The 26,231-nt window shown below is 44.4% G+C and carries 20 protein-coding genes; 14 read left to right on the top strand and 6 right to left on the bottom strand.

The window, feature by feature from the left end:
• Positions 1-69: 69 nt before the first annotated feature.
• Positions 70-1,041 carry a tripartite tricarboxylate transporter substrate binding protein gene (locus tag AB4161_RS08440; protein ID WP_017062289.1) on the bottom strand — a complete coding sequence of 324 codons (972 nt, stop codon included), beginning with the start codon at positions 1,039-1,041 and terminating at the stop codon, positions 70-72.
• 499 nt (positions 1,042-1,540) lie between these two features.
• Here AB4161_RS08440 and AB4161_RS08435 point away from each other — a divergent pair, with 499 nt between their 5' ends.
• The 11 genes from AB4161_RS08435 (at position 1,541) to AB4161_RS08385 (ending at position 17,540) form a co-directional block, all read left to right on the top strand.
• A complete protein-coding gene (locus tag AB4161_RS08435; RefSeq protein WP_372083194.1) occupies positions 1,541-4,714 on the top strand; it encodes an HD domain-containing phosphohydrolase in 3,174 nt (1,057 codons plus the stop codon).
• Between the two features lie 391 nt (positions 4,715-5,105).
• Positions 5,106-5,825, top strand: a complete 720-nt coding sequence (locus AB4161_RS08430) for a GntR family transcriptional regulator (protein WP_102428969.1) — start codon at positions 5,106-5,108, stop codon at positions 5,823-5,825.
• Between the two features lie 100 nt (positions 5,826-5,925).
• A complete protein-coding gene (prpB, locus tag AB4161_RS08425) occupies positions 5,926-6,822 on the top strand; it encodes a methylisocitrate lyase (protein ID WP_065204711.1) in 897 nt (298 codons plus the stop codon).
• A gap of 146 nt (positions 6,823-6,968) precedes the next feature.
• Positions 6,969-8,171, top strand: coding sequence for a 2-methylcitrate synthase (prpC, locus tag AB4161_RS08420; RefSeq protein ID WP_372083193.1), 1,203 nt, complete (start codon positions 6,969-6,971; stop codon positions 8,169-8,171).
• A 101-nt stretch (positions 8,172-8,272) separates the two neighbouring features.
• A complete protein-coding gene (gene acnD, locus AB4161_RS08415) occupies positions 8,273-10,909 on the top strand; it encodes a Fe/S-dependent 2-methylisocitrate dehydratase AcnD (protein WP_372083192.1) in 2,637 nt (878 codons plus the stop codon).
• A 9-nt stretch (positions 10,910-10,918) separates the two neighbouring features.
• Entirely contained in the window at positions 10,919-12,091 is a 1,173-nt protein-coding gene (prpF, locus tag AB4161_RS08410) for a 2-methylaconitate cis-trans isomerase PrpF (protein WP_137002343.1), read from the top strand.
• A 118-nt stretch (positions 12,092-12,209) separates the two neighbouring features.
• Positions 12,210-14,114 carry a propionyl-CoA synthetase gene (locus tag AB4161_RS08405; RefSeq protein WP_137002342.1) on the top strand — a complete coding sequence of 635 codons (1,905 nt, stop codon included), beginning with the start codon at positions 12,210-12,212 and terminating at the stop codon, positions 14,112-14,114.
• Positions 14,115-14,261: 147 nt separating this feature from the next.
• The gene (locus AB4161_RS08400; RefSeq protein ID WP_050648228.1) at positions 14,262-14,708 is read left to right on the top strand and encodes a hypothetical protein; all 447 of its coding nucleotides are present in this window, start codon (positions 14,262-14,264) and stop codon (positions 14,706-14,708) included.
• Positions 14,709-14,944: 236 nt separating this feature from the next.
• Positions 14,945-15,346, top strand: coding sequence for a glycine zipper domain-containing protein (locus AB4161_RS08395; RefSeq protein WP_017062298.1), 402 nt, complete (start codon positions 14,945-14,947; stop codon positions 15,344-15,346).
• A gap of 215 nt (positions 15,347-15,561) precedes the next feature.
• A complete protein-coding gene (locus AB4161_RS08390) occupies positions 15,562-16,041 on the top strand; it encodes a GNAT family N-acetyltransferase (protein ID WP_009846623.1) in 480 nt (159 codons plus the stop codon).
• Positions 16,042-16,127: 86 nt separating this feature from the next.
• Positions 16,128-17,540, top strand: coding sequence for an NUDIX domain-containing protein (locus tag AB4161_RS08385; RefSeq protein ID WP_372083191.1), 1,413 nt, complete (start codon positions 16,128-16,130; stop codon positions 17,538-17,540).
• 100 nt (positions 17,541-17,640) lie between these two features.
• Here AB4161_RS08385 and AB4161_RS08380 read toward each other — a convergent pair whose 3' ends face one another.
• Positions 17,641-18,450: a Cof-type HAD-IIB family hydrolase gene (locus AB4161_RS08380; protein ID WP_017062301.1), complete on the bottom strand. Its 810-nt coding sequence runs from the start codon at positions 18,448-18,450 to the stop codon at positions 17,641-17,643.
• A gap of 184 nt (positions 18,451-18,634) precedes the next feature.
• Between AB4161_RS08380 and queE the strand changes: the two genes are divergently transcribed.
• Both queE and queC read left to right on the top strand, forming a co-directional pair.
• Positions 18,635-19,303, top strand: a complete 669-nt coding sequence (gene queE / locus AB4161_RS08375; protein ID WP_372083190.1) for a 7-carboxy-7-deazaguanine synthase QueE — start codon at positions 18,635-18,637, stop codon at positions 19,301-19,303.
• A 58-nt stretch (positions 19,304-19,361) separates the two neighbouring features.
• Complete coding sequence (queC, locus tag AB4161_RS08370) at positions 19,362-20,057, top strand: 7-cyano-7-deazaguanine synthase QueC (RefSeq protein ID WP_017063822.1); 696 nt, start codon at positions 19,362-19,364, stop codon at positions 20,055-20,057.
• On the opposite strand, the gene AB4161_RS08365 is transcribed toward queC, so the two are convergent.
• From AB4161_RS08365 to AB4161_RS08350, 4 genes are all read right to left on the bottom strand, one after another.
• Positions 20,017-22,044, bottom strand: a complete 2,028-nt coding sequence (locus AB4161_RS08365; RefSeq protein WP_372083189.1) for a diguanylate cyclase — start codon at positions 22,042-22,044, stop codon at positions 20,017-20,019. The genes queC and AB4161_RS08365 overlap by 41 nt on opposite strands.
• Positions 22,045-22,206: 162 nt before the next feature.
• Complete coding sequence (locus AB4161_RS08360; RefSeq protein WP_017062305.1) at positions 22,207-22,557, bottom strand: DUF2750 domain-containing protein; 351 nt, start codon at positions 22,555-22,557, stop codon at positions 22,207-22,209.
• A gap of 135 nt (positions 22,558-22,692) precedes the next feature.
• Positions 22,693-23,310, bottom strand: a complete 618-nt coding sequence (locus AB4161_RS08355; RefSeq protein WP_136982597.1) for an OmpA family protein — start codon at positions 23,308-23,310, stop codon at positions 22,693-22,695.
• The gene (locus tag AB4161_RS08350; RefSeq protein ID WP_372083188.1) at positions 23,310-24,617 is read right to left on the bottom strand and encodes a TolC family outer membrane protein; all 1,308 of its coding nucleotides are present in this window, start codon (positions 24,615-24,617) and stop codon (positions 23,310-23,312) included. Before AB4161_RS08350 ends, AB4161_RS08355 begins: the two co-directional genes overlap by 1 nt.
• A 402-nt stretch (positions 24,618-25,019) precedes the next feature.
• On the opposite strand from AB4161_RS08350, the gene AB4161_RS08345 reads away from it, so the two are divergent.
• On the top strand, positions 25,020-26,231 hold a 1,212-nt coding region (locus AB4161_RS08345; RefSeq protein WP_372083187.1), incomplete at its 3' end, for an Ig-like domain-containing protein.

Genomic DNA, 26,231 nt, shown 5'->3' with positions numbered 1-26,231 from the left:
TGAAGTTAACTCATGCACGGCGAAACAAGGAAAGAGTAAGAGGGCACATAGGCCCTCTATGGTTGTTGGTTATTTCAAGAAACCAAGCTCTCGCATTAGGTCGCCCATCTGTTTTTCTTGATCTTCTAGGAAGGCGTAAAAATCTTTGTCAGCTTTGTAGTTGTCGATCCAACCGTTACGGTCACGAACCACTTGCCACTCATCGGTTTTGTACATTTTGCCAAGCGCTACATTCCACTCGTCGATCTTCGCTTGGCTTGTGCCAGGTGCCGCAAAGAAACCACGCCAGTTAGCGAATACGGTTTCGTTGCCGTACTCAGTCAGTGTTGGGATGTTAGGTGCAGCATCAAGACGCTTTGGCGCCGTCACAGCAAGCACTTTTACTTGGCCAGATTTAGACATCTCTAGCACTTCACCAAGGCCCGTTGAAAGCAGCTGTGTTTCGCCAGAAAGCAGTGCCGCCATCGCTTTACCGCCAGCATCGTAGGCAATGTAACGTACTTTCTTCGCATCAAAACCTTCGCCTTTGAACGCTGCCGCTACTACAAGGTGGTCCATGCTGCCACGAGCTGAACCGCCAGCAATCTTCACTTTACGTGGGTTGGTTTCGAACTCTTTAACGACGTCTTCCCAAGTGTCGTACTTAGAATCCGCAGGAGCGACGATTGCGCCGTAATCGGCAATGGTTGCTGCTACCGGAGTTAGGTCACGGAAAGATTGAGGGAAGATACCTGTTAGTGAACGAACAACGATAGGCGTTGAGTTCACCATTAGCGTGTCTTCTTGGCGTTGTGCTGTTTCGATTAGGTGAGCAATCGCTTTACCGCCACCGCCACCAGACAGGTTTTGGAAAGAGACATTTTCTACGATGTCTGATTTCACCAATACATCACCCGTACCACGAGCTGTCATATCCCAACCACCACCAGCGCCGCCAGGGATTAGGAAGTGGATTTTTTCTACGTCAGCAGCAAAAGTGTTGAAAGAAAAGGTTGCTGCGATGATAGAAGCCGCAAGAGTAGGTTTCAGTGCCTTGAACATGGTTCACGTTCCTTATGTAGGGGATCTCTTCAATGGAGAGAAACTTATGTTTTATTTCCAGCTACTAAACAGATGAGTAGGATATTGCTTAGCAGATGAAGCTAAAGTTAACGGTGTGTTAATGAAATGTCTGTAATGCGGCGATATTGAGAATAAAGAACATTGGATTAATATTGTTCATAAAGTTCACGGTAACGTGTTTTTGTCCATTTACTGTTGAATGATATCTGGATTCTAAAATCGTAGTTATTGTCTCAGAATGATTGAATTCATTGACAAAGGTTGGATTTAACTAGCGTTTTCTACTCGAGTGCATTGGTTGTTGGTCTATATTGTTAGATGTGACTACGATAACTATTTCTGCAAAATAGTCAGGTGTATAGAGGTGTTAGATTTTAGATGTGGAATAATGAGTTACTATAGTTGATATGCAACTTAAGCGGTATTGATTGCGCTAGGCTGTTAACTTTGGAGTTGGCGATTATTCAAGGATGAAATAATGGCATTAAAAAAAATTTCGTTACGCTTTACCGTTGGAACAATGTTCATACTCGCGACTGTGCTAACGGCTGTGGTTGCGGTCTCTCTTCAATACTACTTCAGTAAAAAAATGGCGACGGAGAATACTCTGTCAAAGTTGACGATGGTATCTCATGACCTGAGTGATTATATCGGCGCGATTGACTCTGACGCAGCCAACACCGCGCGTTTACTTGCTACAGTGAAACGATCTATCAGTAACAAAATATCGAAAGAAGAGTCGCGTAGTATTCTTTCTGAAGCCATTAAAGATAACCCTCTCTTTTATAGTATTTACATTGGCTCATCCGATGAAAATTTCTTCCAAATTATTAACCTAGAATCTGCCCCTGTCGTTAGAGAAAAAATAGGAGCACAACAAACGGATCGTTGGGTTGTGGTTGAGATTCAAAATATAGGGCAGGAGCGAGTCCGGACAACGAAATACTTTGACCAAGAGTTTTCCCTCAGAAGCTCAACTACGGAGCAGAGCAACTACTTTCCAACGACCAGGCCTTGGTATGTTGCTGCCAATGTTCTGTCGGTCGAAAAAACTCAGCCATATCTTTTTCAGCATTTACAAATTACCGGACAAACTTATTCTTTAGCGTTTGAGTCGAAAATCGAATCTGAAATTCAACATGTGATTGGTATTGATATTGTGCTGTCTTCTTTGGCTAACAAATTATCAGGTACGGCGCTTGGATTAGCAGAAGATAGTAAGGTTGAGTCTTTCTTATATTCGAAATCGGGTAACATTATTGCGTCTAACCTCAAGGTTAATAATCAGGAATCGGAGTTTGATGTATCAAAACTGATGCTATCATCTGAGCAAAAAGCCTTGGTTAATGATACTCCTCCGCTTTTAGTGTCTAATCAAAATGATTGGGGGCCGATGGACTTTTCAGTGGCGGGAAGACCAGACGGCTATGCGATAGACCTTCTCAAAATGATTGGTGGTATGACTGGGATCAGGTTTGAATTTGTGAATGGTTTTTCTTGGGGAGAGCTTGTTAATAAGTTTCAAGAAGGAACTATAGATGGGCTGCAATCGGTGCAAAATTATAAAAATAATGGCATAACCGGCCTCTACACCACTCCAATCTATGATTTACCGTTTGCTATCGTGACCAGAGAAGACGCGAAGATTATTACTAATTATGCCGAGCTTGAGGATAAAAAAGTGGCCATTTTATCTGGGTGGTCAATTATTCCTAATCTAAGGGAAGACTTTCCGAATATTGATTTAGTTGAGTTTGAAAACCTAGAGTCCGCACTTGATTCAATTGAAAGCGGAGAGAACTTTGCATTCTTAGACGCTGAACCCGTACTCTCGTTTGCATTAGATAGGTTTTTCCAACCAGGCCTTGTTGTAAATGGGGCTCTAGAAGATCTAAAACAGAACTACTCAAATCAATTCCATTTGGTGTTGCAGAGCAAGCATAAGCAATTGCTTCCAATTATTGACAAAGCTATCGGCAGGTTAAGTGATGAACAACTTGATACCTTAGCGAAAAAGTGGCTGCATGATACCGGCTTTAATACGAATACGACGGTTCCTTATACTGAACTTTATGATTTGACTAAGGAAGCAACGGTTGAAGGCAGTATGGTAAGGGTAGAGTTGAATGGCGAGATCAAGCATCTCTATTTAAAGAAAATAGACACGGGCGAACACTACTCTGAGTATTTTGCGGTATTGATTCCCGAATCTGAAGTCTTCAGTACAGTCAATAAACGTCTAGCAACCTCTGTTGGTGTAACGGTGTTACTGATGAGTTTGACGTTGCCTATTGCTTGGGTTTTTGGTGCGCCGATAGTGCATCCAATTCGCCAATTAGAGGAAGAGACTCATAAGGTTAAGCTGCGTGATTATGACAACGTGACAATTCTTGATACTCGAATCAAAGAAGTGTGGGAATTATCTGTTGCTGTAAAAGATATGGCTATGGGGATTAAACGACATGAACAGATGCAAGAGGCGTTTGTTGAGTCGTTTATCAAGCTCATCGCTCAAGCGATCGATGATAAGTCCGCTTATACGGCAGGGCATTGTAATCGTGTACCAGAACTCGGCTTGATGCTGGCTGACGCGGCGGAACAATCGCAGTCTGAGCACTTCAAAGACTTTGAGTTTAAAAATGATGACGAACGCCGTGAGTTTAGAATTGCGGCTTGGCTTCATGATTGTGGCAAGATCACGACACCGGAACACATCGTCGATAAAGGTACGAAGTTAGAAGCGAACTACAACCGAATCCACGAGGTGAGAACTCGATTTGAAGTACTTTGGCGTGATGCGGAAATCACCGCTTTGAGAAAACAACTTGATGGTACGCTATCAACGCAACTGATAGCCGATGAACTTACGGCAACGAAGCAGCAGCTACAAGATGACTTTGCCTTTATCGCTACGTCGAACGTTGGTGGTGAGTTCATGAGTGATGACAAAGTCACTCGTATTCGCTCGATAGCTGAGACGACCTGGACGCGTCACTTTGATGATCAACTTGGTCTATCACCGATAGAGGCAATGAATCGAGATCCGAGTTCAAGTTTACCAGCCACAGAACCACTTTTGAGTGATAAGCCAGAGCACATAGTGAAAAGAGATAGGCCGTTAGAATTTGACCCGAAACATCAAATTAAAATGGATGTGCCTGAGCACTTATACAACCTAGGCGAAGTCTACAATCTGAGTATTGCACGCGGTACATTGACTGCTGAAGATAGATTTAAGATAAACGAGCACATGCTTGGCACGATTAAGATGCTTGAGAACCTGCCATTCCCGAAAGAGCTAAGTCGTGTTCCTCGCTACGCTTCAACTCACCATGAAACACTTAAAGGTACAGGGTATCCAAGGAAGCTGACTGGTGATGACCTCTCAATCCCAGAACGTATTCTGGTGATCTCTGATATTTTTGAGGCATTAACCGCTGCAGATAGGCCTTATAAGAAGGCTAAGCCAATCAGTGTTGCTGTCGACATCATGTATAAAATGGCATTGGACGAGCATCTCGATATCGAACTGTTTAGATTGTTCTTAACCAGCGGCACTCACCTGCGTTATGCAGAAGAGTATCTGAAGCCGGAACAAATTGATTTCGTTGATATCAGCAAATACCTAGATGTTACTCGTCAGATTGCTTGAGTAAAGGTGGCTTGTTAGAACGGGGTCTATGAATGAAAGGCGCACATGAGTGCGCCTTTTTTATATCTGTTTATCGGTGAACAGGTAGATCGACACAAAGTGCTCTGCGTTTGTCAAGTCTGTCTATAAGTTGTCGACACATTGGTTTCGAGTGATTTTAGGGTAGGGAAGGGTTTAGCGGCTCTTTCTTTGCTTAAATCGATAAATAACAAGTGGTTGAATTGTTTTTAGTGTCCTTTTGGATTAGTTTTTATCGCCTATAGAAAGTACTACCTTAGTCTAAATTGTCGACAATTTGATTGATTGTTGACAATTTAATCGTGTATTTTATGTTCATGTTATGGAATTGTTGACAATTAAGGTTCAGCAAATAGAAGTGAGCAGCGTGAATATGAATACTGCGATAAAAGATCTCAGCTTAAATGCAAACACGAAAACACGTGTTAGCGATAAAGAGAACACTAAATCAGAAAATCTCACTGAGTATCTCGTTGAGGCGATTGTTAGCGGTGAATTACTACCGGGCAGTAAGATTTCGGAACCTGAATTGGCTAAACGCTTCGAAGTAAGCCGAGGCCCATTACGTGAAGCGATAATGCGAGTTGAAGGGCTTGGCCTAATAGAACGCATTCCACATGTTGGCGCGCGAGTGATTACTTTTTCGGCAGAAAAACTGCTAGAGCTTTACGCGGTGCGAGAGGCTTTGGAAGGCATGGCTGCTCGACTCGCAGCGAGACATATCACACAAGAAGAGCTTGTCGGGCTTGAAGGGTTATTGTCGACACATTCAAAGCATATCGATGAAGTAGAAGGTTCTTCTTACTTTCATCAACATGGGGATTTTGATTTCCATTACCGCATTATCAAAGCGAGTCGCAACAGCAAACTCATTTCGTTGTTGTGTGACGAGCTTTATCACTTATTACGCATGTATCGCTATCAATCACCTAGGGCGCAGTCTCGTCCAAAAGAGGCGCTAGATGAACACAAATACATTCTACAAGCGATCCGTAACCGTGATGAAGAGCTAGCAGAAATGCTTATGCGAAGACACATATCGGGAAGTCGACTGCTTATAGAACAACAAATCCAATCCAAAGATCTTGATTAACTGGCGACTGGTATCTGTCAGCGGGTCAGAGCTGGCGATAACCAAAAGCCGTAAGTCTTAAAGGTTAGCTAGAAATAAACAATTAACAGGGAGCGTCATTATGAAGTTATCAGCAGGAGCTAAGTTCCGACAAGCTGTGCAAGACAACGACCCATTGCAGATCGTCGGCACGGTCAATCCGTACTGCGCGATGATGGCAAAGAACTTGGGGCATCAGGCGATCTATTTGTCTGGTGGAGGCATCGCCAATGCGTCTTACGGTTTGCCTGATTTAGGTATCACCACATTGAACGATGTGTTGGTGGATGTTGAACGTATTACCAATGCGTGTGATTTGCCTTTGCTGGTGGATATCGATACGGGTTTTGGTGGCGCATTTAATATTGCACGTACCATTCGCGCTATGGAGAAGGCAGGCGCAGCTGCAATTCATATGGAAGATCAAGTGGCCCAGAAACGCTGTGGTCATCGACCAAATAAAGCGATTGTGAGCCAGCAAGAGATGGTCGATAGAGTCAAAGCGGCAACAGATGCTAGAACCGATGAGAGCTTTGTGATTATGGCGCGTACGGATGCATTGGCGGTTGAAGGTATTGATAGTGCGATTGAACGAGCGATTGCGTGTGTTGAAGCGGGCGCTGACATGATTTTCCCTGAGGCGATGAATCAGCTAGACCAATACGTGAAGTTCTCGGCGGCGTTGAAATTAGCAACGGGTAAGCACGTGCCTATTCTTGCGAACATCACTGAGTTTGGCCAAACGCCACTCTACAACTGTAATGAGTTGGCCCAATCAAGTGTCGACATGGTGCTTTATCCATTGAGTGCGTTCCGTGCGATGAACAAAGCGGCGGAGAATGTTTACAAGCACTTGTTAGTTGAAGGCAATCAAGAAGCTCTGTTGGATTCAATGCAAACCCGTAAAGAGCTTTACGAACACCTGAATTACCACGACTACGAAAACAAGCTTGATCAGTTGTTTTCAAGTGAAGGGTAAACCAGTTTCAATTAATCAAAAATCAACTTAATCCAATAACGTGAAATGGTTAGTCGCCATATCCAGTACCGATCATAAAGATCATCGGACATATAAACAGGCAGCACCAAAGAGTGCAGGCGGCTAACACAGAAAAGGAGTTCACCATGTCTGTATCTTTGAGTGATAAAGCAGCTGTCGAAAAGGCTTCAACAGAAAACCAACAACAAAGCGAAAAAATAGCCAGCGCACCTGCAATCGGTGGTGCTGGTCTACGTGGCCAAAGTGCGGGAACCACCGCGCTATGTACCGTAGGCCAGTCAGGAACGGGTTTAACTTATCGTGGTTACGATATTACCGACCTTGCTAATCATGCTCAGTTCGAAGAAGTGGCGCATCTGCTACTAAGGGGTCACTTACCCACTGAAAAAGAGCTCGATGATTATAAAATATTGTTGGTTGGTCTGCGCGGCTTGCCTCAACCTTTGAAAGCAGCACTAGAGCTTATCCCAGCAGACGCTCATCCAATGGATGTGATGAGAACGGGCTGTTCAATGCTAGGTAATCTAGAGCAAGAGTCTGACTTCTCCGAGCAACTGCCTGCGACTGAACGAATGTTCGCGCTTTTCCCTGCCATTATTTGTTATTGGTACCGCTTTAGCCATGATGGCGTGCGAATTGATACTGAAGATCAAAGTGAAGCCTGTCTGGGTGGCTACTTCTTGAAAATGCTAACAGATAAAGCGCCGAGTGAACTGCATAAGCAGGTAATGCACTGTTCGCTAACGCTTTACGCAGAGCATGAGTTTAACGCATCTACTTTTGCTGCCCGTGTCTGTGCATCAACACTGTCAGATATTCATTCGTGCGTTACAGCAGCAATTGGCACACTAAGAGGTCCTTTACATGGCGGTGCGAATGAAGCGGCAATGGAAATGATCCAAGATTGGAAATCCGCTGATGAAGCAGAAACTAACATCATGCAGATGCTTGCTAACAAAGACAAAATCATGGGCTTCGGTCATGCCATTTATCGTGAAAGCGACCCACGAAATGCTCTAATCAAGCGTTGGTCAAAAGAGCTAGCTCAAGAGGTCGGTGATAAACAGCTTTACGCCGTTTCAGAACGTGTTGAAGCGGTTATGAAGCGCGAGAAAGGCTTGTTCTGTAATGCTGACTTCTTCCATGCATCGGCATATCACTTCATGGACATCCCAACCAAATTGTTTACTCCGATCTTTGTGATGAGCCGCCTTACAGGTTGGACGGCGCATGTGTTCGAACAAAGAGAAAACAATCGCATCATTCGTCCAAGTGCAGACTACACCGGGCCAGAGCATCAAGACTGGTTACCTATTCATCTACGTTAGCCCTCTATAACGAGCCGACTTATGTCTTGAGGTGACTTCCGTCTTCATACGACAAGGCCTCAAGAACCAACGAATAGAATTTAACAGATAATGGTGGATGTATGTCTGATGTGAAACTTGAACAAGCTCAGTACCTTGATAAAAATCAGTACCGAAAACTTTTACCCGGAACTCATTTAGAATATTACGATGCTTGCGAAGCGGTAGAAGCGATATCTCCGGGCAGTTATAAAACCTTGCCTTATACGTCGAGAGTATTGGCAGAGCAATTAGTAAGACGCTGTGATCCTGAAACCCTTGAAGACAGCTTAAAACAGATCATTGAACGCAAGAGTGACCTTGATTTCCCTTGGTATCCTGCGCGTGTGGTGTGTCATGACATTCTTGGTCAAACAGCCCTAGTAGATTTGGCTGGATTAAGAGACGCGATTGCCGACCAAGGCGGAGACCCTGCCAAGGTGAACCCCGTTGTCGAAACCCAACTGATTGTTGATCACTCTTTAGCTGTGGAACATGCAGGCTTTGATAGTGAAGCCTTTGATAAAAACCGTGCGATTGAAGAACGCAGAAACGAAGATCGTTTTCATTTTATTGACTGGTGTAAAATCGCGTTTAAAAACGTGAGTGTGATTGCTGCGGGTAATGGAATTATGCACCAGATTAACTTGGAGAAAATGTCTCCAGTCATTCAATCTAAAGAAGGCATCGCGTTTCCTGATACCTGTGTCGGCACAGACAGCCATACACCGCACGTAGATGCGCTGGGCGTTATTGCGATCGGTGTGGGCGGCTTGGAAGCTGAGACAGTGATGCTCGGTCGCCCGTCAATGATGCGTTTGCCTGATATTGTGGGCGTTAAACTGACTGGTCAACGACAAGAAGGGATAACCGCAACGGATATTGTGCTCGCAATAACGGAGTTCCTTCGCAATGAGAGAGTGGTTTCAAGCTATTTGGAATTCTTCGGTGAAGGCGCGCGTGCACTGACCATTGGTGACCGTGCGACTATATCTAACATGACGCCAGAATACGGCGCGACTGCGGGTATGTTCTATATCGATGAACAGACCATTCAATACCTAAAACTCACTGGCCGTGAGCCTGAGCAGGTTGAACTAGTCGAACGCTATGCCAAGCAAACCGGACTTTGGGCTGATGACTTAGATTCCGCTCAATACGAACGTGTGCTTGAGTTTGATTTGTCTAAAGTTGAGCGTAACCTTGCGGGGCCTTCAAATCCTCATCGCCGTTTGCCAACCAGAGAGCTGGCTGAACAAGGTATCAGTCAAGCATCTTGGAAAGAGCAGCATGCTAAGCAGTACAGCGATGATCAGATGCCCGATGGTGCCGTAATCATTGCGGCAATTACTTCTTGTACTAACACCAGTAACCCAAGAAACGTGGTCGCCGCGGCATTGGTTGCTAAGAAAGCCAATCAGCTTGGATTAGTTCGCAAGCCGTGGGTGAAAACATCATTTGCGCCGGGCTCTAAAGTTGCCAAGCTCTATCTTGAGTCGGCAGGTTTGCTACCTGAGCTGGAAAAGCTAGGCTTCGGTATCGTCGGCTATGCGTGTACTACCTGTAATGGTATGAGCGGAGCCCTAGATCCTGCTATCCAACAAGAGATCATCGACCGCGACCTGTATTCAACCGCTGTGTTATCAGGGAATCGCAACTTCGATGGTCGAATCCATCCCTATGCCAAACAAGCGTTTTTAGCATCACCGCCATTGGTGGTTGCTTATGCCTTGGCTGGCACGATTCGCTTTGATATCGAGAAAGACAGCTTAGGCACTGACAGCAACGGCAAGCCAATCTACTTAAGTGATTTATGGCCGAGTGATGCGGAGATCGATGCTGTTGTCGGTGAACATGTTAAGCCTCAGCAATTCCAACAAATCTACGTGAAAATGTTCCAGCCAGACGAGGAACAGGTGACGACTGAACCGCTTTATGACTGGCGACCTCAAAGTACCTATATTCGCAGACCACCTTATTGGGAAGGGGCTCTTGCGGGGGAACGAAGTCTTTCTGGAATGAGACCTTTAGCGATTCTGGGTGACAACATCACCACGGATCACTTATCTCCTTCAAATGCGATTCTCGCTTCGAGTGCTGCGGGGGAATACCTCACCAAAATGGAAGTGCCGGAAGAGGACTTTAACTCTTATGCGACCCATCGAGGTGATCATTTAACCGCGCAACGAGCAACATTCGCCAACCCTAAGCTTTTTAACGAAATGGTGAAGGACGCTGGAGAAGTCGTGCAAGGTTCATTAGCAAGAGTTGAACCTGAGGGGCAGGTTACTCGCATGTGGGAAGCGATAGAAACCTATATGAACCGTAAACAGCCTTTGATTGTTGTTGCTGGTGCTGATTATGGACAAGGCTCATCACGTGACTGGGCAGCCAAAGGGGTGCGCTTAGCGGGTGTTGAAGTGATTGTGGCTGAAGGATTTGAACGAATTCACAGAACCAACTTGGTTGGCATGGGCGTGCTGCCTTTGCAATTCAAAGCGGGGACCAATCGCAACACCTTAGAACTGGACGGCACCGAGCTTTACGACGTGTACGGTGACATTGAAGCAGGTTCTGATTTGGCTCTAGTCATCACTCGTAAAAACGGTGACAAGCTGGATGTTCCTGTGACCTGCCGACTAGACACGGCAGACGAAGTGAATGTGTACAGCGCTGGTGGCGTATTGCAACGTTTCGCCAAAGACTTTCTTGCAAATTAGGAGCTAGTTATGAACATCAAACAGATAAAAGTACCTGCTACCTATATGCGGGGTGGAACAAGCAAAGGTGTCTTTTTCAACTTAAGTGACTTACCTGAAGATGCGCAAGTTGCCGGAGAAGCTCGAGACGCATTACTTCTGCGCGTGATTGGTAGTCCAGATCCTTATGGCAAACAAACCGATGGCATGGGTGGTGCAACATCCAGTACCAGTAAAACCGTTATTGTTTCGAAAAGCAGTAAAGCCGATCACGATGTTGATTACCTATTCGGCCAAGTAGCAATAGACAAGCCGTTCGTTGATTGGAGCGGTAACTGCGGCAATCTGTCTGCTGCAGTGGGCCCATTTGCTATTCATAGTGGCCTAGTCGACTCGAATCGTATTCCAGAAAACGGCGTGGTCGAGGTGCGAGTATGGCAAGTGAACATAGAGAAAACCATCATTGTTCATGTGCCTATCGCTGGTGGTGAAGTCCAAGAGTTGGGTGACTTTGAGCTCGATGGTGTCACTTTCCCCGCCGCTGAGATCCAAGTTGATTTTCTAGACCCAGCCGATGCGAGTGGTTCAATGTTTCCGACAGGGAATGTTGTCGATTTTTTAGATGTTCCAGATCTGGGTTGCATCAAAGCGACATATATCGATGCAGGGATACCAACCATTTTTGTTGATGCTGAAGCTGTGGGCTATCAAGGCACAGAGCTTCAATCGGATATTAACAGTGATACCAAAGCCTTGGCTCTGTTTGAATCCATACGAGCACATGGTGCAGTAGCAATGGGTCTTATTGATTCTTTAGAACAAGCTGAATCACGTCAACATACACCTAAAGTCGCGTTTGTTGCTAAGCCTCAAGCGTACCAAGCTTCCAGTGGTAAATCGGTTGCTGTCGAAGATACTGACCTTCTGGTGCGTGCTTTGTCTATGGGGCAACTGCACCATGCCATGATGGGTACGGCTGCGGTTGCTATTGCTTCAGCGGCAAGTGTTCCTGGCACCTTAGTGAACTTGGCAGCCGGTGAGGGTTCCCGAGATTTTGTGACTTTTGGTCATCCATCAGGAACCTTAAAAGTGGGTGCTAAAGCGATACAAGGCGAAAGTGGGTGGAGAATTGAGAGGGCGATTATGAGTCGTAGTGCCCGAGTGATCATGGAAGGTGCCATTCGTGTGCCTTTTCCCAAGTAAAGCGATTGTCGTGAACGGTTAAATGTTCACGAATACAACGCTGAGAAAAGAGTGCACCCAAGTGAAACTGTTAAAAGCTAGTCGCTTGGACTAATGGATAAATCATGGAGGAGGCACTATGTCTGCTACGAATCGAATGACTAGAAAAACAGATTACATCACCGAGTATCAATGGGCGAGGGAAGACCCAAATTCGTTTTGGGAAACACAATCACAAGCGATAGATTGGTTTGAACCACCAAAAACGATATTACAAACTGACGATAACGGAATTGAGCGTTGGTTTCCTGATGGGGTGATGAACACCTGCTGGCTCGCGCTGGATTATCATTGTGAAAATGGGCGAGGTGACAATACCGCACTGATTTACGACTCTCCAGTTACAGGAACTCAATCCTCGTACACTTACAATCAATTGCGTAACCAAGTGGCTAAAGTCGCTGGTATGTTAGCCACGCAAGGCGTTACCAAAGGTGATCGTGTGGTGATCTACATGCCAATGATTCCTGAAGCGGCGATGGCAATGTTGGCCTGTGCACGACTAGGTGCGGTGCATTCGGTGGTGTTTGGTGGGTTTGCTCCTCATGAGCTTGCCGTTCGTATCGAAGATGCTGAACCGAAGGTCTTGATTACTGCCTCCTGCGGTGTCGAGATAAATAAAGTCCTGCCATATAAGCCGATGGTTGATCGAGCGATCATGGACAGTCGTTGGAAGCCTGCGAAAGTGGTGGTATTCCAAAGAGAGCAGTCTCTAGCCGAATTGAACAATGAACGCGATGTACTTTGGCAGCAAGCTGTTGAGGATGCTTTGCCTCACGTATGTGTGCCTGTTCTAGCGACTGACCCACTATATATCTTGTATACATCAGGGACGACGGGTAAGCCAAAAGGCGTGGTGCGCGATAATGGTGGTCATGCGGTCGCGATGAAATACTCGATGAGCACTATCTACGATATGCCGCAAGATGGTGTGTTTTGGGCGGCTTCTGATGTCGGCTGGGTAGTGGGGCATTCCTATATTGTGTATGCGCCATTGATTCATGGTTGCACAACCATCTTGTTTGAAGGAAAGCCAGTTAGAACGCCAGATCCGGGGGCATTCTGGCGTGTGTGTGAAGAGTACAACGTCGATGTGTTATTTTCTGCGCCAACGGCATTTAGAGCTATCAAGAAAGAAGATCCTGAAGGCGAGTTACTCACCAAGTATGACTTATCATCGCTCAAGTCGATTTTTATGGCGGGAGAGCGTTTGGACCCGCCAACATTGGATTGGGTTGAGTCTCATACCAATAAACCGGTTATTGACCACTGGTGGCAAACCGAAACGGGTTGGGCTATTTCTGCCAATCCGACAGGGCTTGAATCTTTGCCTGTAAAAGCGGGTTCTTCAACCAAGCCAGTACCCGGTTACCAAGTGGAGATCCTCAATGAGTTGGGTGAAATCGCACAAACGAATCAACAAGGGTTTGTGGCACTTAAACGACCATTGCCGCCTGGTTGCTTACCCACGGTATGGCGCAATCATGATCGGTTTGAATCGGGCTATTTGAGTCAGTTCCCAGGCTATTATGTTTCTGGGGACGGTGGCTATCTCGATGAAGATGGGTATCTATTTATTATGGGCCGTATCGACGATGTGATAAACGTAGCGGGACACCGTCTGTCGACGGGAGAAATGGAAGAGATTGTGGGTGGTCACCCAGCCATTGCAGAATGTGCGGTAGTCGGGATTCATGATGACTTAAAAGGGCAGCTACCTCTTGGTTTAGTTGTGCTGAAAGATGGCGTAAAAGTCGATGGTATTGAGTTACAAGCGGAGTTGGTTGGCAAGGTTCGCAATGAGATTGGCGCGGTCGCCTGTTTTAAGCAAGCCTTGGTTGTTGAGAGATTACCTAAGACGCGCTCAGGTAAGATCTTACGTAGAACGATCCGGCAGATCGCAGAAGGTGAACAATATGTGGTGCCTTCAACTATTGACGACCCTACCAGCTTAACTGAAATTGCTGAAAAGCTCGGCAAATAGACGTCGCAGTTTAGGTAATCTCACCTTCGGCTTGTTGATTTATACATAATCCGGCGTGATGGTTTACCTAAACTCTACTTTATTCATCCGCTTATCCATTGCGTTTACTATGACCTCATTATGAATCCCACATATTGAGGTCTTTTTATGCGAGCTTACTTTTTGTTGATTGCTTTATTGGTCAGTGGTGCTGCTAGTGCCAGTATTTCAAAGGATGAAGCGAGTAGAGCGTTGTTAGAACCTTTGAGTCATCCCAAGGTATTTAAATGTGTATCAAAGACTGGCGTCGATCTCTATCAAGCGGTTTTTGATATTGGTGTGGGATATGAAGCCGACCCTATTAACTCGAAGATGATCGTTAATTCAAGGAAAGGCCGCTACGAATATCAAATCTTAGGCGCAGTAAGGTCTGAAAGAGCTGGTGAAATTGTCGTGTTAACTCGCCATGTGGGAGACGGTGTTAAAGTTGCGGCTATGATTGATGACGAAAATGGCAAGATACTGGGGATCGGCGATAAAAATCATTATCGAGATTGTGGTGTTAGGCCACCACCTAGCGTAGCAAACATGCAAAACTTTTGGTCTAAAGGCTAAGAGATATGTGAAAGGCAAGAATTATAGAGAAAGCGCGATTGAGGCGACCTTATTGGTCGCCTTTTTTGTTGGTGAGGATAAAGCGAGCTCAAAGCTATATATCATTAATCAGTTATGCGATGGCTGAATAATACATAGCTGAACATGATGTATCGTCTAAACGTGGCTTTATTTATCTCATTAACGGCTCTGCTTAAGATGGTTCTACTCAAAACGAAGAACTAACCGAGACTCCTATGAAATTCACTAAACCTTTTCTTTTAGCGACACTGATTGTGACTCTTTCTGGTTGCGCATCACCAGCAATGGATAACGAAAATGAGAATGCCGCACGTAATCGTGGTGCGGTAGGTGGTGCTTTATTAGGAGCAACAGCCGGCGCTCTAACTGGAGATGCGAGTTTAGCCGTTAAGGGCGCTGCATTAGGTGGTGTGACCGGTGGTGTTGCGGGTTCAATGAAAGATACGGACGATGCAAGAAACGCACAACGAACCCAAGTTACTGCTGATGGTCTAGCGCAAGACAATCGCACTGATGCAGAAAAGCGAGTTGCGGAAGTAGAGGCGGAAATTAAGCTTATTGAACTGGAACAACAGCTTGCTGATCTCAAAGAAGAGAAAGAAGATAACGGTGCATAAAGCTGAAGCTACAGCAAAAGCCACAGCAAAAACCATAGCTTCGATATTCGTTTAATTCAAAATCATTCAAACAGAATGGCCACGTAATGTGGCCGTTTTTGTATCTAAAATACACACTTCAAACAATGAATTAATTCAATAACTTGTATAGATACTCACGCCAAGTAAACTAGACTCAGTTTAGATATTAATTTGGTTTGAGAAGCGCAATAGTCATGAATGTCACCTTAAGGGCCGCAAAGCACGCGGATTTAGAACAACTTAACGAGTTAATGTTCGATCTCCACCATCACCACCACCTTGCTAGCCCAGAGCACTTTAAAACGGCAGAAGAGATTGAGCAGGAAAAAAGCATTGCACGATACTTGGATGACCCTGAATGTTTGGTTTATGTGGCATTAAAAGGAGAGCTCATTGTTGGCTTTATCTCTGGGCATTTTTGTGAGCTTATCTCAACGGTCAGCAAACCAGTGCCGATGGGAAGTGTCGATGAACTGTTTGTCTTGCCTGATTATCGAAAAGAATCGATTGCTGAAAAGTTGTTTAACAAAGTTGAAAGTACTTTTGATGATTATGGGGTTGAACAAGTCTTTGTAGAAGTTTGGGACTTTAACTCGCCTGCCAAGGACTTCTATCAAAAAATGGGGTTCACACCTCACATTCAATGGATGAGGAAGGCTTTGCACAAAACGTAGACAGCGATTTTGTGTGGCTTTGATTACAATAGTTCAACTGCAACAGCAGTCTTCAATATTCTTCTATTATTTTTTAGGTAAACTCGTTGGTTATTCGATATTTATTAGTTTTCATACTGTCTCTTTTGAGTACTACTTCCGCTTGGGCAAGCAACACTTTGCCCGATCATGTCGCGGGCGCCTTGTGTGTAGTACGTGCTGATAACCAAATCGTGTTGGTTGATGAGTTGATTACAGGTCAATTGTCTCTACCGGGAGGCACTGTGGTTTCTGGTGAACCGCCATCGGTCGCGGCGCAACGAGAAACTTGGGAAGAGGCGGGGTTGTCGGTAACGGTCGGTGATGTGTTGGGATATACCGACAGTGCCGTTGTGTATGATTGTGTCTCTGACTCTGAAGTGATCAGTTACAAAGCTCGAAATGAGTTAGGTGGCTTTGAGCTACCAATCTGGTTTGCTCCTCATTATGGTGTGGAAGTCAGTCGCGCGATGTTATTACCACCTACGGAGTTGCAAGCCAATCAATACCGTTACCCAGAGCAATGGTCTGAGATTAACGAATTCTTCCTATCCGCGACAGATCAACCTGTGACGTATGTGACTGAGCTGGTGGGCGCGGCACCGAAAGTCCATCAAGTTGAATTAAATTGGATTGTGTCACTTCAAAACACGTTCGATAAGATGCCAAGCGTATTTGCGAATACTGTGCTTTTGACTGACTTGTTGGCCAAGCCATGGGTCTTCATTGTGATATTGCCGTTAATTGCTTGGTACTTTGGCCGTAACTTCGCGTTGAAGTTTGGCTTCACTTTGATCTCGGTGACACTACTTACTTTAATCGCGCACCAAGGTTTTGGTTTTCCACGTCCACACGCTTACTTGCCAACATTGAAACTGGTGATGAGCAGTGGGTATAGTTTTCCAAATCTGTTGGCTGCCTTGTGGGTCAGTTTAACCTTGTTAGTCTTTTGGAAACTAAAGCGCCTCTTGGAGCAAAAAGCCATTCTGGTAGTGCTCGCTGGCCTGCTGTGGATCATGCTATTTAAGTCTTATTCAGGTAGTGCGTTTTTTAGTGATGTATTAATGGGTGGCGTATTAGGCGCTTTAACGACGTGGCATATCGTGAGATTAGACGCGAAACCGGATGTTGATATTAGCGCCTTATTGAGTTCTAAAGGTGTTTGGTGGGCATTGTGCTTACTGTCGATTGTTCTGACGGTGATATGGCCACTGCCAACATTCTCATTCTGGGTGGCGATTTTGATGACGATTGCATGCCTAGTGACGTTAACAGACTCGAAACCTATGGTTGGTCAGTTCTCATTCAAGATCGTTCTTGGAGTGATGGCGATGTTGTTAGCGGGAAATCTGCTGATTAGCTGGGCTGGAAGCTTTGTCTCTTTCAGCGGTATTGCTTCATTTATTGTTGAAACGTTACGTTTCCCAATCTTGATTCTGTTTGGTGTGGTGGCATTTCGTCTGCCATGGAAAAGAGAGTAAGCGACTCGACTAACACAAAATCAAAAAGGCTGTGCAGTGCACAGCCTTTGTCATTTCTGAAACAAGCAAAAAGTAATTCTTATTAGAACCTGTTGAGCGTTTATGAGTTGAAGATAAACTTCTCAATCGCGACCGCTACACCATGGTCGTCGTTGCTAGCTGTGATGTGATCCGCCAGTTTCTTGGTTTCTTCCATTGCGTTTTCCATTGCAATGCCAAGGCCTGCGTATTCAAGCATATGGTGATCGTTTTCAGCATCACCCATGCAGATGACTTCTTCCGCTTTAATGCCTAAGTGTTTCGCTATCGCTTCAATACCGACACCCTTGTTTGATTTCGGGTTTAGGAACTCTAAGAAGAATGGTGCACTTTGTACGATAGTAAACTGAGTCTTAAGCTCTTGTGGCAACTTACCGATGATTTCAGTCAGCTTGCTTGGTTCAGCGACAATCATAGTTTTGATGATTTCGTGGTCATCTTCTAGTTGAGAAAAGTCGAACTCGGTTATATCTAAGCAATTAATACGCGCTTCAATACCAGTGTACTCATTGTTCTCAGGTGTGATTAAGCCGTGGATCTTGCTGAAAGCATGGACATAACCACCAAGCTGTTCAGCGAGGGCAGCAATCTCTTTTGCGGCTTTACCGTTGCTGATCTCACTGTGAATGATCTCTTTTGTCGATACGTTCTGAACCATAGAGCCGTTGTAGAAGAGTACAAAGTCATCTTCGCCGTCAATCGAAAGCTCATCTAATTTGCTTTGCATGCCTTCTAAAGGGCGACCAGAAGCGAGAACTACTTTCACACCTGCAGCTCGTGCTTTGGCGATTGCGTCTTTGTTCTCTTGAGAAATCACTTTTTCACTGTTGAGTAGTGTGCCATCCATATCAAGAGCAATCAGTTTGTACATGTTGTTCCTTACTAAAAAATTAAAAGCTAACGAAATCTATGGGCGAAAGGATAAGGGAACTTGAAAGTTCAGGCTAGGGCTTTGATCAACTCATTTATCAGTACTCATTTGTTTGACCAAAAGGGGGAAGTGCTTTAAGGTCTGCGGTTGATTAATTTCATCAAATGATTGAGCTGAGGGAAAGTTGTACAAGATTAATGAAATGTTTGAAACCATTCAGGGTGAGGGCGTGTTTACTGGCGTTCCCGCTGTTTTTGTTCGTCTGCAAATTTGCCCAGTGGGCTGTTCTTGGTGTGATACCAAGCAGACCTGGGAAGCGTTGCCAGAAGAGGAAACCAGCCTTGGCGATATTATGGTTAAGACAGAAGATTCACCTACTTGGTCAGCAATCGATGCTCAAGGAATCGTGAATGAATATATCAAGCAAGGTTACACTGCTAAGCACATTGTGATTACTGGTGGTGAGCCATGCATTTATGATCTTGTTCCTCTTACTGAAGAGTTTGAGCAGCACGGTTGTCGCTGTCAGATTGAGACTAGCGGAACATCAGAAGTTAAAGCCACACCGGACACTTGGGTTACGGTGTCACCGAAAGTGGCAATGAAAGCGAGACTGGAAATCTTAGATAGCGCCTTGCAACGTGCTAACGAAATTAAGCATCCAGTAGGTACAAGCAAAGACATCGAACAACTTGACGGTTTATTGGAGCGAGCAGCAGTTCCTAACGACACTGTTATCGCTCTGCAACCAATCAGCCAAAAAGACCGCGCTACTCAGCTTTGTATTGATACCTGCATTGAGCGCAATTGGCGCTTATCAATACAAACTCACAAATATTTGAGCATCGCATAGGTTGTATTTTTACTGGGCAAGATAAGTCGCTAGTAGAAGGTTCTCGTAAGGATTTAAGATGAAAAAAGCAGTGGTAGTATTCAGTGGTGGTCAAGACTCAACAACGTGTCTTGTTCAAGCATTAAAAGAGTATGATGAAGTTCATGCGATTACGTTTGATTATGGTCAGCGCCATAGACTCGAGATTGAAGTTGCTGAGTCATTGTCGAAAGAGCTTGGTGTGAAAGCGCACAAAGTGATGGATGTGACTCTGTTGAATGAACTGGCTATCAGCTCTTTGACTCGTGACGATATACCTGTGTCTCATGAGCTGCAAGAGAATGGGCTGCCGAATTCATTCGTTCCTGGTCGTAATATTCTATTTCTGACTCTAGCGGGTATTTACGCTTACCAAATCGGTGCTGAAACCGTGATTACAGGTGTGTGTGAAACAGACTTTTCTGGTTACCCTGATTGTCGTAATGACTTTGTGAAGGCGATGAACTCTGCACTTGTACAAGGTATGGACAAGCAGCTTGATATCAAAACACCGCTAATGTGGTTAAACAAGGCTGAGACATGGGCGCTAGCAGACCAGTACTCAGCACTTGAACTTGTTAGAAACAAAACACTGACTTGTTACAACGGCATTGTTGGTGATGGCTGTGGCGATTGTCCGGCATGTGAACTGCGTAAAGTTGGCCTTAACGATTACCTCGGTGATCGCGAAAGCATCATGGCTGAGTTGGTTCGCAAACAGGCTGAGAATAAATAATTTCAGGTAAATCAATCGGTTCGTTATATGCATCAATAATGCAGTTTCGGCCGTTGCTTTTGGCTTGATAGAGTGCTTGGTCGAGCACTGAATACAAGTCATCAAAGTCACTTAATGCGTTTGAGGTTGCTAGATAAGCAAAACTCGCGGTCACATTAAGTGACTTTTTGCTTTCTGATAAAAAGACAGTGCTTGAAATGGCGTAGTGCAACTCTTCAACGCGTTCTCGTACCTCTGCTGGTGGGGTATCGGTTAACATGATGACAAATTCTTCACCCCCTAAGCGACCAAACAATTCACCATTCACTAAGTGTTTTCTAATTTGATCACTAATATGGACCAGTGCCCGATCACCAGTAGGGTGCCCATACTCATCATTAATCTTCTTAAACTTATCTAGATCGAGCAGCACGAGCACATGCTGTTTGTCCGTCCCTTTACAGCGTTTCACTCTTTTGATTCTTCGAATTATCTCAGTTCGGCTATATGCTTTCGTTAAGCCATCAATTGCTGCTTTTGCGCGAACCGTTTTGTTTATCAATACCGTGAAGCTTGCAGCGCAAAGCAACAGAATAACAACGATGTTGTACATCCATCTTTGATGTTCCATTTTTTCAATTTGAACGCGGTCGAGTTTCGTCTGATGTGTCAGGAAAGAGCTTTCTAGTTCTTGTTCATATTTGGCGTGCGTTAGGCCGAGCGCTTCGAGTGCGAGTCGATTATCGATGTCTCTAGCTTCCATTTGCATTGACGAGTATCGCTGGTAGAAATAGAAAGCTTGTTGGTAATCGCCGAGTGATTGATGAATATCAGAAAGCTGCAGAAGTGACTGCGCGATGTATTTATGCCTTGTGACTTGTTCTGCTATTTCTAGCGCTTGTTGAGCATAGTTGAGCGCTTCCGTTGGCAATTTCTGTTCTTCGAACATGTCGCTGATCGCCAAGTAAGCATTGATGCGAATGACATCATTACTCAGTTCGCTCGAAGCTGAAAGAGACTCGATTAGGAAGGCTCTCGCCACATCATAGTTTTTCGTTTGAGTGTACGCCTTTCCTAAGCCAAGACTTGTGAGTGCGATACCGTAACTATGCGACGATGAGCTCAACAGTGTTCTTGCTGTCTGAAAGTGATGAATTGCTAGGTCACTTTGCTCTTGGTTGAGGTAGAGATCCGCAAGGCTGTGATGCACTTGTGCTTTCATTAAATCTGAAGCGTTTGTTCTGAGAATGAGAGCTTGCTCTAGATACTCCGCCGATTTTTCATATTGCTTTAATTCTTTGAGCAAGTTACCCACATCGTTGTAAACCCCTGAAATATCATGTCCTTGTGGAAACACATTTATTAGTGATAGGTAGGTATCTAGTGCTGCTTGATAGTCACTGCGGAAATGGTGATTGTTCGCGATGACTCGATAATTCCCGAATTTTGGTAATACAGGGTCAGCGATGTCATGTAAATCTGACTGAAGCGCAGAGCAGTAATAGTTCGCTTGATGGTATTTAGCTTGCTCGTTAAGCGATCGGCATAGCTGGTACTTTAGTAAGGCTTTACCAGTTAAATCACTGCGAGATTGCATTTTCGCCAAAAGTGTTAGAAAGCCTTGTTGTGCTTGTTCATATTGGCCTTTGCCGTCTTTCCTCAGAGCAGAAATAAACGCTGTTTCTATCGCTTGGTAGTCATTGTCGTTTGAAGCGATTCCGTAGAACGGCTGATCTCGGTGGCTCATGTATTGATACAGAAGAGACGCAAGGTAAAGCTTATCTCCATAAACCGTTGAGCCGATGTAGCGTGTTTGCAGCATGTTTAATGCGCGCTCAGGAGAGTGGTTTAAAGTAGAGAGATAAAGCGCGTTCCAATCAGCATTTGGAGTAGAGCTTAGATTGGAGGTATAGACTGGTGAGTTGTGGTCACGATCTGATGTTGATACTTGGCTATAAGAACAAAAGCTAATGAATAGTAGAAAGGTAACAAAAACGAAGTGATTCACAAGAGACGATCAATCAGATAAAGAACGATATTCTATTATTAGTTTGATGTTGCTTCAAATTTTGAATGGTGCGACTACGTGGTTATGCGAGGTAGGTCTCTAATTTATTGATACTAATCAGAGGTATATCGGTCGCGCGAATCGTGCGACCGATATCGGAAATTAGATGTATAATTTCGCTAGGTCAGAAGGCTCAAGTTCTTTGCCTTCTAATGTTGCATTCCAGTTAGTACCAACAAGAACGCCGTCTTCAGCAAGAGTCAGTAACCAATCTTCTACAAAGATATCTAGTGGAATTTCTAATACTTCGAAGTCAGCCCACTCTTCAACGTTGTGAGTTTGAGCATCTTCTTTTGAAGACCAGAATGGCATCACTTCGCTGTTTTCGAATTCACTTGAGTCACATGCTAGCCAACCTTCTTCGTTGCGAAGGCCCCATACCAGTTTAGTTTCTTGTGTTTCAGAAACGAAAAGTTCTAGATTTGCTTGAGTATCAGCTGTTAGTTTGCTCATGGATTAATTCTCTATGTTGATAACGTGGCAAGATTAACATTATAGACGGCTTAGGTATATGCTATTCAAGGAATTATCACCATACTGAAACGTTAACTTAAGATAACGTTTCAGTATGGTAAAAGCTGGGTACGCCTACTTTTTAATTTTGGTGAAGATGTGCCATTCTTCTTTGATATTACCCTTAAATCCAACAACGGAAGCAACAACTTTTCGATGCAGTGCGTGATTGATTTGGGTGTCATCACTGCTGAATTCAGAATCACCATGACCTACGATGCTGACTCTAGATGGCTGAATACCGTTGCTAATTAGCGCTCGTCTTACATGTGATGCACGTTCTTTCGAAAGCTTTAGGTTATGTTCCGCGTTACCTACTTTGCTGGCATAACCTTGCAATTCAATGCTGGTACTTTCGTAGCGCTTTAAAAATGCCGCCATTTGGCGTATCTGCCCTAGAAAGACAGGGTTTATTTCCGTTGAATTATTAGCGAAGAGTATATGCAGCTCTTTCTTTTCCGATGACTCGAAATATGATCCACAACCGTCGTTATCGATCTCGGCACCAATTTGTGTATCGGGACATAAATCTCGCGCGTTTATTACACCGTCATTGTCATCATCTTGAAGATCGTAAATTTGAGTGGCCGGCGGTAGAGCGCGATATTCGAATTCATCTTCGTTGTTTTCAGCTAAAACATTGGCAGATACAACCATGAAGCAAAGCGATAATACTGTGTTGGTAAGCTTCATTAATATTCCACCTTTTCATTCCATTCTTCTGGGATCTCAACTCGTAAACCGATGAGTAGGTTACCAGTTGCGTTCATTACGCGATATTTTGCGTATTGCTCGTCATACTTAGCATCTAAATAGCCTTTACGAGCTTCGAATAATTCATTCTCAGTGTTAAGTAAGTCGAGAAGGGTACGTTTACCGATACGGTATTGTTTCTCATATGAGATTACCGTGTCTGATGCCGAGTCTACGTGGTCAGATAGGAACTCTTTTTGCTGAACCGTTAAATCAAGTGCGCTCCATGATAGACGTAGACTCTCTTCTACATTGCGGTAAGTACTTTCGCGAAGGTCCTTGGCTTTGTTGAGTTGGTAGGCTGCACTTTCTGTGCGGTCTTGATCCGAACCACCATTGTAAAGGTTGTATCTTAAACGAACCATGGCAGAAAACTCATCGCTGCTGCCTTCTGTACCACCGGCGTCATCACGCCAAGTTTGAGCGGCTTCAAAAGAAACAGTCGGGTAGTTGGTACTCTTAGATTGTTTGTATTGGAACTTCGCTGAGTCAACATCGGCTTGTGCAATCTTAATGACTGGATGCTGGTTAAACGCTTTTGCCAACGCACCATCAACGGTATAAGGAATTGCACCCGCATCTGCGCGAGGGAAAGTTAACCCTAAAGGAGATTGACCAACAAGTCTTTTAAACTGAGTATGCGTATCAAAAAGGTTGTTTTGAGCAGCAAGCAAATTCCCGTGCGCTTTCGCAATACGAGCTTCAACTTGTGACATATCTGCGGTTGAACCAATACCTGATTCCACGCGCTTACGAATATCGTTATATATCTCTTTGTGCGTCGCTAAGTTACTTTCCGAAAGAGAAAGCACTTCATAGGCTTTCACTGCATCAAGATAAACCTTTGTTACTTCTAAAGCGATGTCTTGCGCGTTAGATAGTAGTTGATAGCGCACGGACTCTGCATCAGCCGCAGTACGGTCAATATCATTGGATGTATTAGCGCCATCCCATATTAACTGGGTCAAGGTGATCGTTGCTTCTTTTCTAGTCAGATCGGTAGTGTCTTGGTTGGTTGCTAGATCAGTATGTTCATAACCAATCCCACCATCTAAGTCTATACTTGGTAGATAAGCACCACCAGAAGCGTCGTTAAGATAACGCTTACTGATATATTCGTTATAAGCACTTTTGATTTCAGGGTTGCTTTCTAATGTAAACGCAACGGCTTGCTCTAAGGTTTGTGCTGTTGTCGGCAAACTTAGCGCTATAGCTAACCCTAATGTTGTCGTTTGAATGTAATTCAATTTCCATCTCTCCAAATTGGACTGCATCTAAACCTACGCTTTTTAATGTGCTAGATACGAAATTTAGATGAACCGCCAAAAAAATAACGTTCGCTCGAGAAGCTACCGTAAATGGTTGTAAAGTTGTTAACAGTTTGCTGTGCGTTTTATGATGATTTTGAGAACGTCAATTTTACGTTTTTAGCTCTGTTATTTTTCGCAAACACAATAACTTATATTGATAGTGTGAGCACTTTCATTATTGTGTGATGTGATCAGCGTCATTACCTTGTCACTCGGTATGTTAAATGTACGATTCATAACTAGGAATTATGTGATGTTAAATGTTATATTTCGGCTAATATTATAAATAAGATGTCACAAAGTTGACGTGACAAGCGAAAATGGTTTTTAGGGGTTGATATGGACATTACAGCATTGAATTTGACCGGTGCTCTTGCATTGGGTCAGCGCATTGTTATTTCAGTTGATGGCACGGTTAGAGTACTCGAAGAGGGAGAGCCTCTACAGGCTGGAGATGTAACTCTTGAATCTCAAAATGGACCTAATGAACCTCAGGTATCAGTTAAGCGTTTTTCACCTGAAGACGGTGAAGTTGAACTAGACCAGGATATCGCAAATATTTTTGCCGCATTAGAAGAAGGTGAAGACCCTACTGAGTTAGGAGATGAGTTCGCTACCGCTGCTGGTCAAAATGGTTCTAGCTTGGCAACTAGTGGGACTGTAGAGCGAGACGGTGAAGAAACGATCCCAGCAACCGAATTTATAACAACGGGATTTGAAGCGCTGGGCATGTCGCGAACTCAAAGCCTGAGCCTTCTAGAGCAATTCCGTTTCGCACAACAAGAGCCAATCTTTGTAGACCTTTCTTTTAGCGCGCTTGAAGATGCACTAAGTGCATCTGTTCCAGAAGATACTTTGTTAAGCGGCCAGTTAACTGCGACCGATGCAAATAATGACCTTCTTACCTTCTCAGTTGAATCGGGCCCTTCTAACGGTAGCCTTACCCTAAATGAAGATGGCTCTTGGCAATACACTCCAGATACAAACTATAACGGCCCAGATAGCTTCCAAGTTATCGTGACGGATGAAACTGGTCTGACAGACACGTTAACTGTCACAATTGATGTTACGCCAGTGAATGATGCGCCAGTAGCAGAGCCTAAGGACCGTTCCTTATTAGAGGACCAGGTTATTAGCGGTAGCATCAATGCTACGGATGTAGATCAACCTGTAGGTGAACCACTAGTGTTTACTACGGACACCTTAGTTGAAGGTCTAACTTTAAACGAAGACGGTAGTTATGAATTCGATGCGTCTTCTTATGGTTATCTATCCGAAGGTGAAGAACTAAAGATTGAAGTACCAGTCACAGTAACTGATGACCAAGGTGCAACTGATACAACAACGTTAATTATCACAGTCACAGGCACTAATGACCTTCCAATCGCAAACGCCGACACTAGTGCAGTGGAAGAAAACAGCACCGTAACCGTTGATGTATTGGCTAACGACACCGATTTAGACGATGGTGCTAAGTTCACTTTAGACAGTGTGAGCTCGGACAAAGGTCTGGTGACTATCGTTAATAACAAACTTGTGTTTGAAGCGACT

The sequence above is a fragment of the Vibrio sp. 10N.286.51.E5 genome (genome assembly GCF_041469125.1).
GTDB lineage: Bacteria > Pseudomonadota > Gammaproteobacteria > Enterobacterales > Vibrionaceae > Vibrio > Vibrio crassostreae_C.
This window is presented reverse-complemented; position numbering and strand designations above follow the sequence as displayed.

Bases quoted from the DNA above. Each gene is read 5' to 3' on its own strand.
- AB4161_RS08440 (WP_017062289.1), bottom strand. From the start codon at position 1,041: ATGTTCAAGGCACTGAAACCTACTCTTGCGGCTTCTATCATCGCAGCA.
- AB4161_RS08435 (WP_372083194.1), top strand. From the start codon at position 1,541: ATGGCATTAAAAAAAATTTCGTTACGCTTTACCGTTGGAACAATGTTC.
- AB4161_RS08430 (WP_102428969.1), top strand. From the start codon at position 5,106: ATGAATACTGCGATAAAAGATCTCAGCTTAAATGCAAACACGAAAACA.
- prpB (WP_065204711.1), top strand. From the start codon at position 5,926: ATGAAGTTATCAGCAGGAGCTAAGTTCCGACAAGCTGTGCAAGACAAC.
- prpC (WP_372083193.1), top strand. From the start codon at position 6,969: ATGTCTGTATCTTTGAGTGATAAAGCAGCTGTCGAAAAGGCTTCAACA.
- acnD (WP_372083192.1), top strand. From the start codon at position 8,273: ATGTCTGATGTGAAACTTGAACAAGCTCAGTACCTTGATAAAAATCAG.
- prpF (WP_137002343.1), top strand. From the start codon at position 10,919: ATGAACATCAAACAGATAAAAGTACCTGCTACCTATATGCGGGGTGGA.
- AB4161_RS08405 (WP_137002342.1), top strand. From the start codon at position 12,210: ATGTCTGCTACGAATCGAATGACTAGAAAAACAGATTACATCACCGAG.
- AB4161_RS08400 (WP_050648228.1), top strand. From the start codon at position 14,262: ATGCGAGCTTACTTTTTGTTGATTGCTTTATTGGTCAGTGGTGCTGCT.
- AB4161_RS08395 (WP_017062298.1), top strand. From the start codon at position 14,945: ATGAAATTCACTAAACCTTTTCTTTTAGCGACACTGATTGTGACTCTT.
- AB4161_RS08390 (WP_009846623.1), top strand. From the start codon at position 15,562: ATGAATGTCACCTTAAGGGCCGCAAAGCACGCGGATTTAGAACAACTT.
- AB4161_RS08380 (WP_017062301.1), bottom strand. From the start codon at position 18,450: ATGTACAAACTGATTGCTCTTGATATGGATGGCACACTACTCAACAGT.
- queC (WP_017063822.1), top strand. From the start codon at position 19,362: ATGAAAAAAGCAGTGGTAGTATTCAGTGGTGGTCAAGACTCAACAACG.
- AB4161_RS08360 (WP_017062305.1), bottom strand. From the start codon at position 22,557: ATGAGCAAACTAACAGCTGATACTCAAGCAAATCTAGAACTTTTCGTT.
- AB4161_RS08355 (WP_136982597.1), bottom strand. From the start codon at position 23,310: ATGAAGCTTACCAACACAGTATTATCGCTTTGCTTCATGGTTGTATCT.